The following is a 16,654-nucleotide window of genomic DNA, read 5'->3' as shown; positions in this document are numbered from 1 at the left end:
TAGTTGTTCAGGCGGACGGACGAGAGGCTTTCTCGGCGTGTCCGGACAGACCGAAACGACGGTCCAGTTCATCGAGTACAGCCTGTGGATGCTGCCCCAGTTGGGCGAGCATGACCATGCTGTGGAACCACAAATCGGCGGTTTCGTAGATCACATCGCTGCAGTCACCGCTGATGGCGGCATCCTTGGCGGCAATGATGGTTTCGACCGACTCTTCGCCGACTTTTTCCAGAATCTTGTTCAAGCCCTTATGGTACAGGCTGGCGACATACGAGCTGTCGGCGGCGGCGCCTTTGCGCTCTTCCAGCACTTGGGCCAGACGGGTCAGAGTGTCACTCATGTGTGTGTCCTGCGGAATAGATGGCGTGCGGGTCCTTGAGCACCGGGTCGACGGTTTTCCAGTCGCCGTTCTCGAAGACGCGGTAGAAGCAGCTCTGACGACCGGTATGGCAAGCGATGTCGCCGATCTGCTCGACCATCAGGATGATCACGTCGGCGTCACAGTCCAGGCGCATCTCATGCAGGGTTTGCACGTGGCCGGACTCTTCGCCCTTGCGCCACAGCTTGCCACGGGAACGTGACCAGTAAATGGCGCGGTTCTCGGCAGCGGTCAGTTCCAGCGCTTCACGGTTCATCCAGGCCATCATCAGGACGCGCCCGGTCTTGTGATCCTGGGCAATCGCCGGCACCAGGCCATCTGCGTCCCACTTGATCTCGTCCAGCCAGTTTTTCATCTTCGACTCCGACAGCGGGCCCGACACTTCATTAGTCGGGCAGGCGTTGAAACAGTGTGCCAGCGTGCGGGGGCTCTGGCTATCGGCGAACGACCAGATACAAGCCGACGGCCACCATGATCCCGGCCGGCCAATGACCCAGTTCGTTCAGCGGCCCACCGGCAGCGAGTATGGTGCCGCCGGCCAGGTGCGCACAGCCGAGCAGTCGCAGCAGCCAATCGTCCTTGCGACGGTGCCACGGTGGCGGCGGGTCGTAGGCGTGGGGCTGGGACATGCGTTCGAGCAGGTCGCGGGCCATGTTGGCCAGGTGCGGCAGCTGTTCGAACTGGCTCTGCACGTTGCCGATCAAGGCTTTGGGGCTCACGCGCTCACGCATCCAGCGTTCGAGGAATGGCTGGGCGGTGTTCCACAAATCGAGGTCCGGGTACAACTGGCGGCCCAGGCCTTCGATGTTCAGCAGGGTTTTTTGCAGCAAAACGAGCTGCGGCTGCACTTCCATGTTGAAGCGTCGGGCGGTCTGGAACAGGCGCATCAGCACCTGGCCGAAGGAAATATCTTTTAACGGTTTTTCGAAGATCGGCTCGCACACGGTGCGGATCGCCGCCTCGAATTCGTTGAGTTTGGTTTCCGCCGGTACCCAGCCCGAATCGATGTGCAGCTGCGCGACACGACGGTAATCCCGCTTGAAGAACGCGAACAGGTTGCGCGCCAGGTAGTCCTGGTCTTCCGGGGTCAGGCTGCCGACGATGCCGCAGTCGATCGCAATGTACTGCGGGCTCCATGGCTGCACGGTGCTGACGAAGATGTTGCCGGGGTGCATGTCGGCGTGGAAGAAGCTGTCGCGGAACACTTGGGTGAAGAAGATCTCCACGCCGCGTTCGGCGAGCATTTTCATGTCGGTGCGCTGGTCGGCGAGGGTCGTGAGGTCAGTGACCTGAATGCCGTAGATGCGCTCCATCACCAGCACTTTCGGCCGGCACCAGTCCCAATAGACTTGCGGCACGTAGAGCAGCTCCGAGCCGTCGAAGTTACGCCGCAACTGGCTGGCGTTGGCCGCCTCACGCAGCAGGTCGAGTTCGTCGTAGATGGTTTTTTCGTAGTCCTGGACCACGTCCACCGGGTGCAGCAGGCGCGCGTCGGCCGAGAGTTTTTCGGCGGCGCGGGCGAGGATGAACAACCACGCCAGATCCTGCGCGATGATCGGCTTGAGCCCCGGGCGGATGACCTTGACCACCACTTCTTCACCGGTTTTCAGCTGCGCGGCATGCACCTGCGCCACCGAGGCCGAGGCCAGCGGTTCGACGTCGAAGCGGCTGAAGACTTCACTGATCTTTTTGCCGAGCTGTTCTTCGATCAGATTGACCGACACTTGCGAGTCGAACGGCGGCACGCGGTCCTGCAGCTTCATCAGCTCATCGGCGATGTCTTCCGGCAGCAAATCGCGGCGGGTGGACAGGATTTGCCCGAACTTGATGAAAATCGGTCCCAGGTCCTGCAACGCCAGACGCAATCGCGCGCCGCGGCTCAGGTCCAGCGTCTTGCGCGGGAACCAGCGCCACGGCAAGGCGTAGCGCAGCGCCAGCAGAAACCATGGCAGTGGCAGGGCGAACAACAGGTCATCGAGGCGGTAGCGAATCACAACGCGCTGGATGCGCAACAAACGGCGGACGGCAAGCAGCTTCATGCGTTATCGCTTGGGTCGAGGGATCGGGAAAGGCGCTCGAAACGCGCCTCGAGGCGTTCCAGATCGAGTTTGATCTGGTCCAGTTCACTGAAACGGGCTTCGGCTTCGCGCTGACCGACGAGGGTGCGTGATTCTTCGGCCAGGTACTCGCCAAGGTTCTGGTTCAGGCTGGCGAACCCTTGCTGATACCAGCGCGCGCGACTGCGCAGGTGACCGCCGAGCAGTTGCGTGGCGACAGGTCCCAGCCAGCGCGAGAGTTCGTACTCCCAGTCCAGCTCAAGGTCCTGAAGGATCACCGCCAGTTCCAGCAGCACGCCGCTGTCGCCGTCGAGTTCGACTTCAGGAGCATGCAGGACCGAAGTCTTGTCCTTGCTCATCGCCAGTTTCAGCAGGCTGGAGGCCGGTGCGCGCAAGGTGCAGTCGGCGCCGGTTTCCCAGTGGGAAGCCAGCATCAAGCCTTCGTCGCTGGGCAGGATGAACACTTGCAGCGCCGGGCTGCGGCAATCGACGGCAATCACCCGGCCACTCAAATGCGCCAGCCGCGGCAACGCCGTGCTGTCGAGACGCAGCACCCGGTTCAGACCGAGCTCAACGCTGGCGAGCAGACCGGCCAGTAACATCAGGGTTTGATGCCACGGTGCAGGGCGACGATGCCTGCGGTCATGTTGTGGTAGGTCACGCGGTCGAAACCGGCCTCGACCATCATCGACTTCAGGGTTTCCTGATTCGGGTGCATGCGGATCGATTCGGCCAGGTAACGATAGCTTTCCGAGTCGTTGGTGATCAGCTTGCCCATCAGCGGCATGAAGGCGAACGAGTAGGCATCGTAGGCTTTGGACATCAGCGCGTTGGTTGGTTTGGAGAACTCCAGCACCAGCAAACGGCCGCCCGGTTTCAGCACGCGCAGCATCGAGCGCAGGGCGTCTTCTTTATGCGTAACGTTGCGCAGGCCGAAAGCGATGGTCACGCAGTCGAAATGGTTGTCCGGGAACGGCAGCTTTTCAGCGTCCGCCTGAACGAATTCGACGTTGCCGGCCACACCCAGATCCAGCAGGCGGTCACGACCGACCTTGAGCATGGACTCGTTGATGTCGGCCAACACGACCTGGCCGGTCGGACCAACGAGGTGTGAGAACTTCTTGGTCAGGTCGCCGGTACCGCCGGCGATGTCCAGCACTCGGTTACCGGTGCGAACGCCCGACAGCTCGATCGCGAAACGCTTCCACAGACGGTGCATGCCGCCCGACAGGAGGTCGTTCATCAAGTCGTACTTGGCGGCTACCGAGTGGAAAACTTCAGCGACTTTTTCCGCTTTCTGGCTTTCCGGAACGTTTTTGAAGCCGAAGTGAGTGGTGGGTTCGGCATCGCTGCCTTTGCGCTGATCAGTCATATCGCTGTCACCAAAAGAGAATGCGGGACATTCTAATCCCGGTGGCCTGCTTTGTCTTGGCAAGGCTGAAGGTAAGATAGGCAATCGCCGGGACGTTTTGCCGCAGCAGCGGTCAAGATGCTTCAGGAAAGTATTCATAAAGCAGGAGTCATTCGATGGCCCGTATTAGTGTTGAGCGTTCCCACGGCCTGGGTAAGGAAGCGGCCCGCGAGAAGGCCGACCAGTTGGCGCAGAAACTGTCCGATCAATATGGCCTGGAGCCGCAATGGTCCGGCGACACTCTGAACCTCAAGCGTTCCGGTGTGAAAGGCGCGGTGTATGTGGGCGAGAATTCGATCAAGGTCGATGTCGAACTTGGCCTGTTGATGTCGGCCATGAGCGGCACGATCAAATCGGAAATCGAAAAGGCCCTCGATAAAGCGTTGGCTTAACTCGGTCTTGTTTTGGAATGCGATCAATGTGGGAGCGGCGGTGCGACGATTCGACTTGCTCGCGAAGGCGGTGTGTCAGTTGACTAAAATGTTGACTGAAACGACGCCTTCGCGAGCAAGCCTGCTCCCACATTTGTTTTGTGGTGTGACCAAGGTTTTATGTCAGTTGTTAGGGTGCCGTTTCTAATTATTCTCACTACTTTGTGCCTGAGCCCGACTCTTTCGCGGGCAGTTCCTCAAACCTTCTGCGCGTGAGGTGCACCATGGCCAAAGTTATTTTGAAGAAAAAAATCGACGCTTCGACGACTGCTCTGGGCGACGTTAAATCTTATGCCCGCAAGATCTGGCTGGCAGGCCTGGGTGCCTACACCAAGGTCGGCCAAGAGGGTAGCGAGTACTTTCAAGAGTTGATCAAGGCTGGTCAAACTGTTGAAAAGCAAAGTAAAAAAGTAGTTGCCGAGAAACTTGAAGCGGCCAATGCCGAGATCGATGAAGCCAAAAGTGAAGTGAGCACTTTCAAAGGCAAGGTCGAACTTCAACTCGACAAGGTCGAGAAGGCTTTTGACTCGCGTGTCGCAAGTACCTTGAATCGTATCGGCATTCCGTCTAAACATGACGTTGAGACACTCTCTGCCAAGCTCGATGAGCTGACGGCATTGCTCGAACGCGTCGCGCGTAAATCTTAAGGAGAACGGGATGGCTGGTAAAAAGAACACCGAAAAAGAAGGCAGCTCGTGGATCGGGAAAGTCGAAGACTACTCCCGCAAAATCTGGCTGGCTGGTTTAGGCGTGTACTCGAAGATCGACACTGACGGCAGCAAACTCTTCGATACATTGGTTAAAGACGGCGAGAAAGCCGAGAAGCTCACCAAGAGCGCTGTCGGCAAGAAAGTCGATGCTGCCAAGGACTCTGCTTCGTCGGCCAAGTCGCGCATCAGCGGCGTGAAAGATCGCGCGCTGGGCAAGTGGGATGAGTTGGAAGGGGCTTTCGACAAGCGTCTGAACAGCGCCATTTCACGCCTGGGTGTACCGAGCCGCAATGAAGTCAAAGCGCTGCACAGCAAGGTCGATACCCTGACCAAGCAAATCGAAAAACTCACCGGTGCCAAGGTGGCGCCTGTTGCGGCGAAAACCGCGGCGGCCAAACCTGCGGCGAAATCCGCTGCCAAACCACTGGCTAAAGCTGCCGCTAAACCAGCAGCAAAAACTGCCGCAGCGAAACCTGCAGCAGCCAAAGCAGCAGCAAAACCAGCCGCTAAACCGGCTGCCAAAACTGCAGCGGCCAAACCCGCAGCCAAGCCAGCGGCAAAACCTGCCGCAGCGAAGAAGCCAGTGGTGAAAAAGCCGGCAGCTCCGAAAGCGGCTGCACCAAAACCAGCAGTGGCTGCCGCCAAGCCGGCAACCCCGGCCCCGGTCAGCGCATCGAACTCCGCTGCTGCACCGACCCCTGCTGTAACCCCGACTGTCGCATCAGCTCCTTCGACGCCAACCAGTCAGTCCTGATTTTCAGGGCTCAAGAAAACGCCCTGCCTGCAAAGGTCGGGCGTTTTTGTTTGGCATTTCAAAGGATCAAAAGATCTTAATGCTCTTCCAGGTATTGGAGGGCCAACTGCTCCGTCGCCACCTTGATCGGCGGCAGCAGATGCGGCGCCACCAGCATCATGATCTGGTAAACCACCAACCTCACCTCACCCTCGCGATCAAGAATCCGCTGATAGTCCAGTGAGAACAGCAGCGTCATGGTGATCTGTTCCACCAACTGCCCCAACGCTTGGGTATCGCTGACCAATTGCCCTTGAGCCTTTAATCGTGCGAGCAACGAAGCCAGCGTGCGCTTCAACGCGTTGAGCAGGTTGCGTATGCCCTTGGCCAGTTTCGGCAAGCGCCCGGCGAGGTTCGACAGGTCCTGGAACAGAAACCGGTAGTGAGCCAGGCGTTCGACGATCAGGTGCAGGAACAGCCAGTAATCTTCCGGTGCAAGTTCCACATCGGCCGGTGGATCGAGCAGGGGCGCCAGTTCGGTCTGGAAACGCTCGAACAGTCCGAGTATCAACGGTTCCTTGCCGTGGAAGTGGTAGTAGAGGTTGCCCGGGCTGATGCCCATCTCGTTGGCAACTTCCATGGTGGAGACGTTCGGCTCGCCCTTCTGATTGAACAACTGCAAAGCACATTCGAGAATCCGGTCGCGGGTTTTCATCCAGTCTTCTTAATGGTCAAGTCATGCCACGGCCGGCGCCGGCCGTGGTTCGTTGTCAGTCAGCGCACGCGCACATAAGTGCCGGGTGCCGCTTCCATCGGTGGATAGTTCTGGTTGCCGAGCGCCATGTGGGTTTCTTTTTGCGCGCCTGAACGTTCTTGAATCCAGCTCAACCATTGTGTCCACCAACTGCCGTTGACTTGCTTGGCGTCGTAATACCAGGCCCGTGGGTCGCTGCTCAGCTTCGTGCTTTCGACGAAGTTGGCTTTCGGGTTTGATGGTGGGTTGAGAATGCTCTGTATATGACCGCTGTTGGACAACACGAAGCGTCGCTCGCCACCCAGCAGCAGGGTCGAGCGATACACGGCATCCCACGGGGTGATGTGGTCATTGATGCCTGCGACGCTGAAGCTGTCGACGGTGACTTTCTGCAAGTCGATCGGCGTGCCGCACACTTCCAGGCCACCCGGATGACTCATCGGGTTGTGTTTGAAGAAGTCCAGCAAGTCGCCATGCAAGGCTGCCGGCAAACGTGTGTTGTCGTTGTTCCAGTAAAGGATGTCGAACGCCGGCGGCTCCTTGCCCAACAGGTAGTTGTTAACGAAATAGCTCCAGATCAAATCGTTGGGGCGCATCCAGGCGAAGACCTTGGCCATGTCGCGGCCATCCAGCACGCCTTTCTGATAGGAGCGACGCTTGGCCGCCTCAAGCGTCTGTTCGTCGGCGAAGAGAGTCGCAGGCGAGTCTATCTGACTGTCGAGCAGGCTCACCAGGTACGTTGCGCTGGACACTCGCCGCAGTTGCCGCTTGGCCTGTAAGTGACCTTGCAGGGCGGCGATGGTCAGCCCGCCCGCGCAGGCGCCCATCAGGTTGACCTCACGAGCACCGGTGATCGCCCGGCACACATTCATCGCTTCTTCCACGGCTTCGACGTACGTCGACAGCCCCCATTCGCGATGACGTACATCCGGATTGCGCCAACTGATCATGAAGGTCTGCAAACCGTTCTTCAGGGCGAACTGGACGAAGCTGTTGTGTGGGCTCAGGTCGAAAATGTAGTACTTGTTGATCTGTGGCGGCACCACCAGCAGCGGTTTGGAATACTGCTTTTCGCTCATTGGCTTGTACTGGATCAACTCCAGCAGCTCATTGCGAAACACCACGGAGCCCGTGGTGGTGGCGACCGTTTTGCCGACCTCGAACGCTTGCTTGGTGACTTGTCTGGGCAGGCCGTCGTTGTGCAGGAAGTCGTCGACCAGGTGGCCGATACCTCGCACCAGGCTGTTGCCGCCGGAGTTGAAGATCTCCTTGATCGCCAGCGGATTAAGCAGGCTGTTGGACGGAGCCATGGCGTCGTTGAGCAAGGCGAACGCGAAGTGCGCCCGGGCGCGATCGTCCGGGGTCATGTTGCTGTCGTCGATCCAGTGTTTGACCTCTTTCTGCCAGCTCAGGTAGGCCTGCAAACTGCGGCGATAAAATGGATTGAGGCTCCACGCCGGATCGGCAAAGCGATTGTCCTGCGGGTTGGTCGGGTGCAGGGTTTCGCCCAGCAGCACGCGTCCCAGTTGACCTCCCAGCTTCAAGGCGTGTCGGGCGCTGTGCACTGGGTGGCGCAAGCCATGGGCGGCAACGCTGCGCAGGGTCGAAAACAGATCCCGGCCACGCAGGCCGGTAATCGCACTCTGTGCATTGATGAACGCGGCGGGAGTGGGTAAAAATTCCCTCGCTGGTTTTTCGCGCATGAATGAACACTCCTTCGTCTTCAGGCCAAATACAGATACACCGAACCAGAACACCATAGACGCTGTTGCGGAATGTTGCGCGGCGCTACGTCTTCCCGACCCCTTTTTGTAACAAAAGCCAGGGCCGATTAGCCGCCCAATGGCGCCGGATGCGGATGCATCACGGCACGCTGACGTTCTTCCTCGAGAAACTTCATGATGATCGGCGCCACCGCTTCGGCCCGGGTGATCAAAAACAGATGCCCGTCATCGATGATGTGCAACTGGGCGTTGGGAATCCGCCAGGCCAGTAACCGCATGTTGACCAACGGAATCAGTGGATCGTCGTCACCGGCCAGCACCAGGGTTGGCTGGTGGATCTTGTGCAACCAGTGAATGCTGGTCCAGCCGAGGCCGGCGAACAGCTGCCAGTAGTAACCGAGTTTGCCTGCCGAGCGGACCTTGGCGGCATGGCTGGCGGCGAGGGTTGGATCGCGACGGAACGCACCGCCATAGATCATCGGCGCAATGCGAATCACGTGAGACGGCTGGATGTAGCGTCGTGGGCTGGCCATCATCCACAGGACTCTCGGCTTGCCCGGCACCATCACCGTGCCAGCCGCCGTGGCCGCCAGAACGAGTTTCTTGCAGCGCTCGGGATAGTCGTAAGCGAACTGCTGGGCGAGGGCGCCCCCCCAGGAAACACCGATTACGTTGACTTGCCCGTAGTCGAGATAGTCGAGCATCCGCGCCGTGAGCTTCGCCAGGCCCGGAAAGCGATACGGGCGCCTTGGCGTCGACGAACCGCCGACACCAGGGACGTCGAAGGCGATGACTTCCAGGTCCGGGTCCAGCGCCGCGACGAACGGAAACACCAGCTCCAGGTTGGCGCCGATGCCGTTGAAAATCAGCAAGGGCGTCAAGTGAGGCTTGCCGGGGCGTACCGCCGTGCGGAGGGTCTGGCCATCCAGGTCGACGGTACGAAATATGAACGGTTGCGGCATGCTTCAGGCCCTGTGGGTCACTGTCTCAATTTCACCCCCCCGATCCCCTGTGGGAGCGGGCTTGCTCGCGAATGCGTCAGGTCAGTCGACATCCCTGTTGAATGATCAATCGCTTTCGCGAGCAAGCCCGCTCCCACAGGAGGGCGAGGTGTGTCAGTTATCGCTCATGCACATAAGTGCCTGGTGCAGCTTCACCTGCTGGATAAGCCTTGTTGCCCAGACTGCCCGGAGTCTTCTTCAGCTTGCCGGAGCGCTCGGCTTGCCATGCCTGCCAGTGCAGCCACCAGGAATCGGTGTGCTTGGTGGAGTTCTCTTGCCATTCCTCGGCCTTGACCGGCATCTCGGTGCTGGTCATGTAGCGCGATTTCGGATTGCCCGGCGGGTTCAGAATGCTCTGGATATGCCCGCTGCTGGACAGTACGAATTCAACCTTGCCACCGAACAGTTGTGCCGACTTGTAGCAGGACTTCCACGGGGTGATGTGGTCGTTGGTACCGGCCAGGGAGAAGATGTCGGCAGTGACCTGCTTCAGATTGATCGGTGTGCCGCACACTTCCAGTGCGTCAGGACGGATCAGTGGGTTGGTTTTGAACATCTCGATCAGGTCGCCGTGGAACGCTGCGGGCAACCGTGTGGTGTCGTTGTTCCAGAACAGGATGTCGAACACCGGCGGCTCGTTGCCCAGCAGGTAGTTGTTGACCCAGTAGTTCCAGATCAAGTCATTGGGGCGCATCCAGGCGAAAACTTTCGCCATGTCGCGGCCTTCCAGTACGCCGGCCTGATAGGAGTGGCGCTTGGCGGATTCGAGAGTCTGCTCGTCGACGAACAGTGCCACGTCGCTGTCCAGGGTGGTGTCCAGCACGCTGACCAGCAGCGTCAGGGCGTTGACCTTGTTCTCGCCGATCGCGGCGTAGTGGCCCAGCAGGGCGGTGCAGGTGATGCCGCCAGAGCAGGCGCCGAGCATGTTGATGTCTTTGCTGCCGGTGATCGCGGTAACAACGTCGACCGCTTCCTTGAGCGCTTCGATGTAGGTCGACAGACCCCACTCGCGCTGCTCCTTGGTCGGGTTGCGCCAGCTGACGATGAACGTCTGCATGTTGTTGCGCAGGCAGAAGCGCGCCAGGCTCTTGTCCGGGCTCAGGTCGAAAACATAGAACTTGTTGATCTGCGGTGGCACCACCAGCAATGGGCGCTCGTGCACCTGTTCAGTGGTCGGCCGGTACTGGATCAGCTCCAGCACATCATTGCGAAACACCACCGCACCTTCGGTGACGCCCAGGCTCTTGCCGACCTCGAACGCGCCCATGTTGACCTGGCTCGGCATGCCACCGTTGTGCACCAGATCCTTGGCCAGATGGGAGAGGCCGTCGAGCAGGCTTTTGCCACCGGTTTCGAAGAAGCGTTTGACTGCCGCCGGGTTGGCCGCACTGTTGGTCGGGGCCATGGCTTCGGTCATGAGGTTGATCACGAAGTGCCCGCGTGCGACGTCCTTGGGCGAGAGGTTGCTGTCGCCGATCCAGTCGTGGAGCTCCTTGCGCCACGCCAGGTAAGTTTGCAAATAACGTTTGTAGAGCGGGTTCTGGCTCCAGGCCGGATCGTGGAAGCGACGGTCATCGCTGGTCGGTTGCAGCGCGGATTTGCCGAACAGCACGTTCTTCAGTTCGATACCGAAATGAGCGACATGCTTTGCACTGTGAATCGGTTGTTTGATGGCCTGGGTCAGCACCATTCGGGCAGAGCCCAACAGATCTTTTCTACGCAGTCCAACGACCGGATTCAGCCCCAAGGTGTTTTCCGAGGCCTGAAACTTCAGGTCATCGTTATTCTTGTTACTCATCTACGACGCTCCATTGTCCTGAGACGAGTACCTGGGTCCAGCTGTGCAGTCCACAGCCAATGCCAGGTACTACTGCTCGGGTGACCGTTAATTCTGCATCGCTGCTTTTTAGTTCAGAGAGCACTGCAGGTACCTTGCCAGCTCCATTGGTTACCCGAGTTTAATTTTTTTCGCAAGCAGGCCAATCGTCGGCCAGGAAGCGGAGCATTCAAACAGATGGAATTAGAAAATGCCTTCTAATGAGCGAAAGGCCTGATTTAGAGCATCAGCTTGACGATGGATTCGTTCGGATCGCGGGTCTTTCCGGCGGCTTTGAGTTCGGCAAGATAATCGTTCCAGAGATCCTCTTGGCGCACGCCCAGCTGGTACAGATATTCCCAGGTGAACAGGCCGCTGTCGTGGCCGTCGTCGAAGGTCAATTTCAGTGCGTACTGACCGGCCGGTTCGACCTTGGTCAGACCTACGCCGATCTTGCCAAATTGCAGGATAGGTTTGCCGTGGCCCTGGACCTCGGCGGAAGGAGAGTGCACGCGCAGGAACTCGGCGGGCAGGTGATGTTCCTCGCCGGACGCGTATTTCAGCGACAGGGTTTTCGAGGCTTTGTGCAGTTTGATGTCGGTGGGGAGTTGGGTCGTCATGGGGCCGGTCGTCCGTCTTAATGGAGGCCCTGTGTCTGCGGGTGATCTTGTGGCGAGGGAGCTTGCTCCCGCTCGGCTGCGCAGCAGCCGTAAACTCGGCGAATGTGGTCTGTCTGGCAGATCGCATTCACTGACTTTTGGGGCCGCTTCGCGACCCAGCGGGAGCAAGCTCCCTCGCCACAGAAGCCCGCTCACACAGAATGTGACCTACAGGATATAACGGGACAGGTCTTCGTTCTGCGCCAATTCGCCCAAGTGGCTGTTGACGTAATCGGCGTCGATCAGGATCGCCTTTTCGTCGTGGGCGCTGGCCAGATCACCGGCGCTGAACGACACCTCTTCAAGCAGGCGCTCAAGCAGCGTGTGCAGGCGACGGGCACCGATGTTCTCGGTCTTCTCGTTGACCTGCCAGGCGATCTCGGCAATACGCTTGATGCCGTCCGGCTGGAACTCGATCACCAGGCCTTCGGTTTTCAGCAGGGCGCAATACTGCTCGGTGAGCGAGGCATGCGGTTCGCTGAGAATGCGTTCGAAATCTTCAGGCGTCAGGGCCTTCAGTTCGACACGAATCGGCAGGCGACCTTGCAGCTCGGGCACCAGATCGCTCGGCTTGCTCAGGTGGAACGCACCGGACGCGATGAACAGGATGTGGTCGGTCTTGACCATGCCCAGTTTGGTGTTGACGGTGCAGCCTTCGATCAGCGGCAGCAGGTCGCGCTGTACACCTTCACGGGAGACGTCGATGCCACCGGAGTTGCCGCGCTTGGCGACCTTGTCGATTTCGTCGATGAACACGATGCCGTGCTGCTCGACCGCTTCCAGCGCCTTGGCCTTCAACTCTTCTTCGTTGACCAGGCGGCCGGCTTCTTCGTCGCGCACCAGTTTCAGCGCTTCCTTGACCTTGATCTTGCGGCTCTTGCGTTTGCCCTTGCCCATGTTGGCGAACAGGCTCTGCAACTGGTTGGTCATCTCTTCCATGCCCGGCGGCGCGGAGATATCGACACCGGTCACTTCGGCGACTTCGATTTCGATCTCTTTGTCATCCAGCTGACCTTCGCGCAGGCGCTTGCGGAACAGCTGGCGGGTGTTGGAGTCGGCCGACGGTGCGGCGTCGTCGTTGCTGAAACCCATGCGTGCCGGTGGCAGCAGGGCGTCGAGGATGCGTTCTTCGGCGGCGTCTTCGGCGCGGTGGCGAACCTTGGTCATTTCCTGTTCGCGCAGCAGCTTGATCGCCGCGTCGGCCAGGTCACGAATGATCGATTCAACGTCGCGGCCGACATAGCCGACTTCGGTGAACTTGGTCGCTTCGACCTTGATGAACGGCGCGTTGGCCAGTTTCGCCAGGCGACGAGCAATCTCGGTTTTACCGACACCGGTCGGGCCGATCATCAGGATGTTTTTTGGTGTGACCTCAACGCGCAGCTCTTCAGGCAACTGCATCCGGCGCCAGCGGTTACGCAGCGCGATGGCGACGGCGCGCTTGGCATCGTCCTGGCCGATGATATGGCGATTGAGTTCGTGGACGATTTCACGGGGAGTCATGGACATAGTAATTGGCGGTCCTCAGGTAAAAGTGAGCCGTGGCGTGGTGGCCAAAACAGGCTTACTCAGCGAGGTCCTGCTCCTCAATGGTGAAGGTGTGGTTGGTGAATACGCAGATGTCGCCGGCGATACCGAGGGCGGTTTCGACGATTTCCCGGGCCGACAGATCGGTTTTCTTCAGCAGAGCGCTGGCGGCGGCCTGGGCGTAACCGCCACCGGAACCCATGGCGATCAGACCTTCTTCGGGTTCGACCACGTCGCCGTTGCCGGTGATGATCAGCGAGGCGTCTTTGTTCGCGACCGCGAGCATGGCTTCGAGGCGGCTGAGGGAGCGGTCAGTGCGCCATTCTTTGGCGAGTTCGACAGCGGCGCGAACCAGGTGGCCCTGATGTTTCTCAAGCTGGCCTTCAAAGCGCTCGAAGAGGGTGAAGGCGTCAGCGGTAGCCCCGGCAAAACCGGCGATCACCTGGCCGTGGTACAGGCGGCGAACTTTCTTCGCGTTGCCTTTCATCACGGTATTGCCGAGAGAAACCTGGCCGTCGCCGCCCATGACGACTTTGCCGTGGCGGCGAACTGAAACGATGGTGGTCAAGGGAGAGTCTCCACGCAGCGGGGCGAAAATGCCTTATGCCAACTCATATGGGGGTGGTGGAGCGTATTTCAACTGCGGAGAGGGAGAGGGGACGAGCGGTGTGTCGTTCACTAAGGAGGATGTAAGTGAATCCCTGTGGCGAGGGAGCTTGCTCCCGTTCGGCTGCGAAGCAGTTGTAAACCCGGCTACCGCAGTCTGTCTGACGGACCGCGGTGCCCGGGCTTGGGAGTGCTGCGCACTCCAGCGGGAGCAAGCTCCCTCGCCACAAAAGCAGGTTGTTTCTGCTGGATCAGCGGCTCTGGCGTTGTTGTAACAACAGGTTGCTGAACCCGCTGCCGGCCAGTTGTTTCTGGGCCGTGGTCAGCTGTTCGCGGTTGCTGAACGGTCCGACTAATACCCGATACCAGGTTTCATCCTTCACGGTGCCGGATTCAACCGCCACCGCCTGACCGAGCAAAATGATCTGCGCCCGAACCTTGTCCGCGTCAGCCTCTTTGCGGAACGAACCGGCCTGCAGGAAGAACTTGGTCACTGGCGCCGCTTTGGACACCGGTGGCGGTGGCGGCGGGGTAATCCCGGCCAGTGCGGCCTGAGCCCGCGCGGTATCGATCTTCGCCGCTTGCTCTGGCGTGACCGGCGTCGTCGGAATGGCCGGTACTTGTGGCGTCGGCAGGGTTTTCTCCGGCACGGCATCCGGCGGCACGATGACTTCCGATTCCGGCAGCAACGTGTAGAAGTCGTACTTCGGCTTCACCGGTTGCGTCGGGCTCGGCGGGGTCTTGTTGGCCTCGGCGATCTTGGTGGCTTTCTGCTGCTCGATCTTCTCGCGCTTGACGCTCTCGCTGCCCTTGCCCGGTTCCAGCTTCATCAGGAACACAATAAACGCGCCGACCGTCAGGCCGATGGCCATCCACAGCCAGCCCGGGATCGGTTGCTTTGCAGGAGCTTGGTAACGGCTGGCGCCACGCTTGGGTGCAGGTTTTTTCTTGGCAGCCAACTTACATACGCTCCAGAGTTTCCAGACCCAACAGTTCCAGGCCTTGCTTGAGAGTGCGGCCGGTCAGCGCGGCGAGGCGCAGACGACTCTGCATTTGCGCTGGAGTGTCGGCACTGAGGATCGGGCAGTTCTCGTAGAAACTGGAGAACAGGCCGGCAACATCGTACAGGTAGGTACACAGGATGTGCGGCGTGCCCTTTTCGCAAACGTTGTTCAACACTTCGCCGAACTGCGCGAGCTTCGCCGCCAATTCGTGTTCGTGGGCCGCTTCGAGGACGATCTGGCCTTCGACTTCGCTGAAGTCCTTGCCGAGTTTGCGGAACACGCCGGCCACGCGGGTGTAGGCGTACAGCAAGTAAGGCGCAGTGTTGCCTTCGAAGTTCAGCATCAGGTCGAAGTTGAAGCTGTAGTCGCTGGTGCGGTGTTTGGACAGGTCGGCGTATTTCACCGCGCCAATGCCCACGACCTTGGCGATGTTGCGCAGTTCGTCTTCGGCAAGTGCAGGGTTCTTTTCTTTCACCAGGTTGTAGGCACGTTCCTGGGCTTCGGTCAGCAGGTCGATCAACTTCACGGTGCCGCCGTCACGGGTCTTGAACGGACGGCCATCGGCGCCGTTCATGGTACCGAAGCCCATGTGTTCCATGTCCATCGGATGCGTCACGAAGCCGGCCAGGCGCGCGACCTGGAACACTTGCTGGAAGTGCAGGGCCTGACGCTGGTCGACGAAGTACAGCGCGCGATCAGCCTTCAGCTTGCCGCTGCGGTAACGTACGGCCGCCAGGTCGGTGGTGGCGTAGAGGTAACCGCCGTCAGCCTTGACGATGATCACTGGCAGCGGGTCGCCGTCGGCGTTCTTGAATTCATCGAGGAATACGCACTGGGCGCCGTTGCTCTCGACCAGCAGGCCGGCGGCCTTGAGGTCGTTGACCACGTTGATCAGGTCATCGTTGTAAGCGCTTTCGCCCATCACGTCGGCCATGGTCAGTTTGACGTTCAGCAGTTCGTAGATTTTCTGGCAGTGCGACAGCGAGATGTCTTTGAACTTGGTCCACAGCGCCAGGCAGTCCGGGTCGCCGGCTTGCAGCTTGACCACCAGGCCACGGGCGCGATCTGCGAACTCTTCGGATTCGTCGAAGCGTTGCTTGGCCGCACGGTAAAAATTTTCCAGGTCCGACAGCTCGTCGCTGGTGATCGGGTTTTCCTGAAGGTAGGCCATCAGCATGCCGAACTGGGTGCCCCAGTCGCCGACGTGGTTCTGACGGATCACTTCGTCGCCGAGGAATTCCAGCACCCGGGCCACGCCGTCGCCGATGATGGTCGAGCGCAAGTGGCCGACGTGCATCTCTTTGGCCAGGTTCGGTGCCGACAGATCAACCACGGTGCGCTGCACCGGGCCGGCCTTGCGCACGCCAATGTGGGCGTCGACCAGGGCGGCGTCCAGGCGAGTGGCCAGGGCCTGGGTGTTCTGGAAGAAGTTCAGGAAGCCGGGGCCGGCGATTTCGGTCTTGGTGACGTTTTCATCAGCCGGCAGCGCGGCGATGATTTTCTCTGCCAGGTCACGCGGCTTCATGCCGGCCGGTTTCGCCAGCATCATCGCGATGTTGCTGGCGAAATCGCCGTGAGTCTTGTCACGGGAGTTTTCCACCTGGATCGCCGGCGACAGGCCTTCAGGCAACACACCTTCGTTGACGAGTTGGGTGATGGCTTGTTGGATCAGCTGGCGAATGGTGTCTTTCATGGTGTTCTCTTTCGACCGCAAGCGCGGCGGCGCCTGGATGCGCTAGTGGAAAAACTGGGCATTATCCGTTGCGAAGACGGGCTTGCCAACTATAGCGGGCAGGTTATGGATATGTGGTGACAAATCGGGCCCCTTCGCGAGCAGGCTCG

17 protein-coding genes are annotated in these 16,654 nt (G+C 59.6%); 3 read left to right on the top strand and 14 right to left on the bottom strand.

The window, feature by feature from the left end; translation table 11 throughout:
- Positions 1-7 precede the first annotated feature (7 nt).
- The 5 genes from KGB23_RS11120 to ubiE all read right to left on the bottom strand — a co-directional run bounded on the left by KGB23_RS11120 (position 8) and on the right by ubiE (position 3,808).
- Positions 8-340 carry a phosphoribosyl-ATP diphosphatase gene (locus tag KGB23_RS11120; protein WP_007899279.1) on the bottom strand — a complete coding sequence of 111 codons (333 nt, stop codon included), beginning with the start codon at positions 338-340 and terminating at the stop codon, positions 8-10.
- The gene (gene hisI / locus KGB23_RS11115) at positions 333-734 is read right to left on the bottom strand and encodes a phosphoribosyl-AMP cyclohydrolase (RefSeq protein WP_007899278.1); all 402 of its coding nucleotides are present in this window, start codon (positions 732-734) and stop codon (positions 333-335) included. Before hisI ends, KGB23_RS11120 begins: the two co-directional genes overlap by 8 nt.
- A 79-nt stretch (positions 735-813) precedes the next feature.
- Complete coding sequence (ubiB, locus tag KGB23_RS11110; protein ID WP_223431125.1) at positions 814-2,418, bottom strand: ubiquinone biosynthesis regulatory protein kinase UbiB; 1,605 nt, start codon at positions 2,416-2,418, stop codon at positions 814-816.
- Positions 2,415-3,038 carry an SCP2 domain-containing protein gene (locus KGB23_RS11105; protein ID WP_223431124.1) on the bottom strand — a complete coding sequence of 208 codons (624 nt, stop codon included), beginning with the start codon at positions 3,036-3,038 and terminating at the stop codon, positions 2,415-2,417. Before KGB23_RS11105 ends, ubiB begins: the two co-directional genes overlap by 4 nt.
- Positions 3,038-3,808, bottom strand: coding sequence for a bifunctional demethylmenaquinone methyltransferase/2-methoxy-6-polyprenyl-1,4-benzoquinol methylase UbiE (ubiE, locus tag KGB23_RS11100; protein WP_007948968.1), 771 nt, complete (start codon positions 3,806-3,808; stop codon positions 3,038-3,040). The genes KGB23_RS11105 and ubiE overlap by 1 nt, the downstream gene beginning before the upstream one ends.
- 155 nt (positions 3,809-3,963) lie before the next feature.
- Here ubiE and KGB23_RS11095 point away from each other — a divergent pair, with 155 nt between their 5' ends.
- The 3 genes from KGB23_RS11095 (at position 3,964) to KGB23_RS11085 (ending at position 5,742) form a co-directional block, all read left to right on the top strand.
- Positions 3,964-4,239: a polyhydroxyalkanoic acid system family protein gene (locus KGB23_RS11095; RefSeq protein ID WP_223431123.1), complete on the top strand. Its 276-nt coding sequence runs from the start codon at positions 3,964-3,966 to the stop codon at positions 4,237-4,239.
- 263 nt (positions 4,240-4,502) lie between these two features.
- Complete coding sequence (locus KGB23_RS11090; RefSeq protein WP_150656734.1) at positions 4,503-4,925, top strand: phasin family protein; 423 nt, start codon at positions 4,503-4,505, stop codon at positions 4,923-4,925.
- 10 nt (positions 4,926-4,935) lie between these two features.
- Positions 4,936-5,742 carry a phasin family protein gene (locus KGB23_RS11085; protein WP_150656733.1) on the top strand — a complete coding sequence of 269 codons (807 nt, stop codon included), beginning with the start codon at positions 4,936-4,938 and terminating at the stop codon, positions 5,740-5,742.
- Positions 5,743-5,818: 76 nt separating this feature from the next.
- Here the strand turns inward: KGB23_RS11085 and KGB23_RS11080 are convergent, their stop codons facing one another.
- The 9 genes from KGB23_RS11080 to argS form a co-directional block, all read right to left on the bottom strand.
- Positions 5,819-6,436 carry a TetR/AcrR family transcriptional regulator gene (locus tag KGB23_RS11080; RefSeq protein ID WP_223431122.1) on the bottom strand — a complete coding sequence of 206 codons (618 nt, stop codon included), beginning with the start codon at positions 6,434-6,436 and terminating at the stop codon, positions 5,819-5,821.
- A 59-nt stretch (positions 6,437-6,495) separates the two neighbouring features.
- Complete coding sequence (gene phaC, locus KGB23_RS11075) at positions 6,496-8,178, bottom strand: class II poly(R)-hydroxyalkanoic acid synthase (RefSeq protein WP_223431121.1); 1,683 nt, start codon at positions 8,176-8,178, stop codon at positions 6,496-6,498.
- Positions 8,179-8,306: 128 nt separating this feature from the next.
- Positions 8,307-9,161: a poly(3-hydroxyalkanoate) depolymerase gene (phaZ, locus tag KGB23_RS11070; RefSeq protein ID WP_129439177.1), complete on the bottom strand. Its 855-nt coding sequence runs from the start codon at positions 9,159-9,161 to the stop codon at positions 8,307-8,309.
- Between the two features lie 157 nt (positions 9,162-9,318).
- A complete protein-coding gene (gene phaC / locus KGB23_RS11065) occupies positions 9,319-10,998 on the bottom strand; it encodes a class II poly(R)-hydroxyalkanoic acid synthase (protein ID WP_223431120.1) in 1,680 nt (559 codons plus the stop codon).
- A gap of 257 nt (positions 10,999-11,255) precedes the next feature.
- On the bottom strand, positions 11,256-11,636 hold the full coding sequence (locus KGB23_RS11060; RefSeq protein WP_033055352.1) for a gamma-butyrobetaine hydroxylase-like domain-containing protein: 381 nt from the start codon (positions 11,634-11,636) through the stop codon (positions 11,256-11,258).
- Between the two features lie 207 nt (positions 11,637-11,843).
- Positions 11,844-13,184 (bottom strand): ATP-dependent protease ATPase subunit HslU, encoded by a 1,341-nt coding sequence (gene hslU / locus KGB23_RS11055; RefSeq protein ID WP_150656728.1) that lies wholly within the window; start codon positions 13,182-13,184, stop codon positions 11,844-11,846.
- A 55-nt stretch (positions 13,185-13,239) separates the two neighbouring features.
- Positions 13,240-13,770, bottom strand: coding sequence for an ATP-dependent protease subunit HslV (hslV, locus tag KGB23_RS11050; RefSeq protein ID WP_007899242.1), 531 nt, complete (start codon positions 13,768-13,770; stop codon positions 13,240-13,242).
- 289 nt (positions 13,771-14,059) lie between these two features.
- Entirely contained in the window at positions 14,060-14,767 is a 708-nt protein-coding gene (locus tag KGB23_RS11045; RefSeq protein ID WP_223431119.1) for an SPOR domain-containing protein, read from the bottom strand.
- Position 14,768: 1 nt separating this feature from the next.
- Positions 14,769-16,505: an arginine--tRNA ligase gene (gene argS, locus KGB23_RS11040; RefSeq protein ID WP_223431118.1), complete on the bottom strand. Its 1,737-nt coding sequence runs from the start codon at positions 16,503-16,505 to the stop codon at positions 14,769-14,771.
- Between the last annotated feature and the right edge of the window lie 149 nt (positions 16,506-16,654).

The organism is Pseudomonas sp. GL-B-26 (assembly GCF_019947405.1).
Classification (GTDB): Bacteria; Pseudomonadota; Gammaproteobacteria; order Pseudomonadales; family Pseudomonadaceae; genus Aquipseudomonas.
This window is presented reverse-complemented; position numbering and strand designations above follow the sequence as displayed.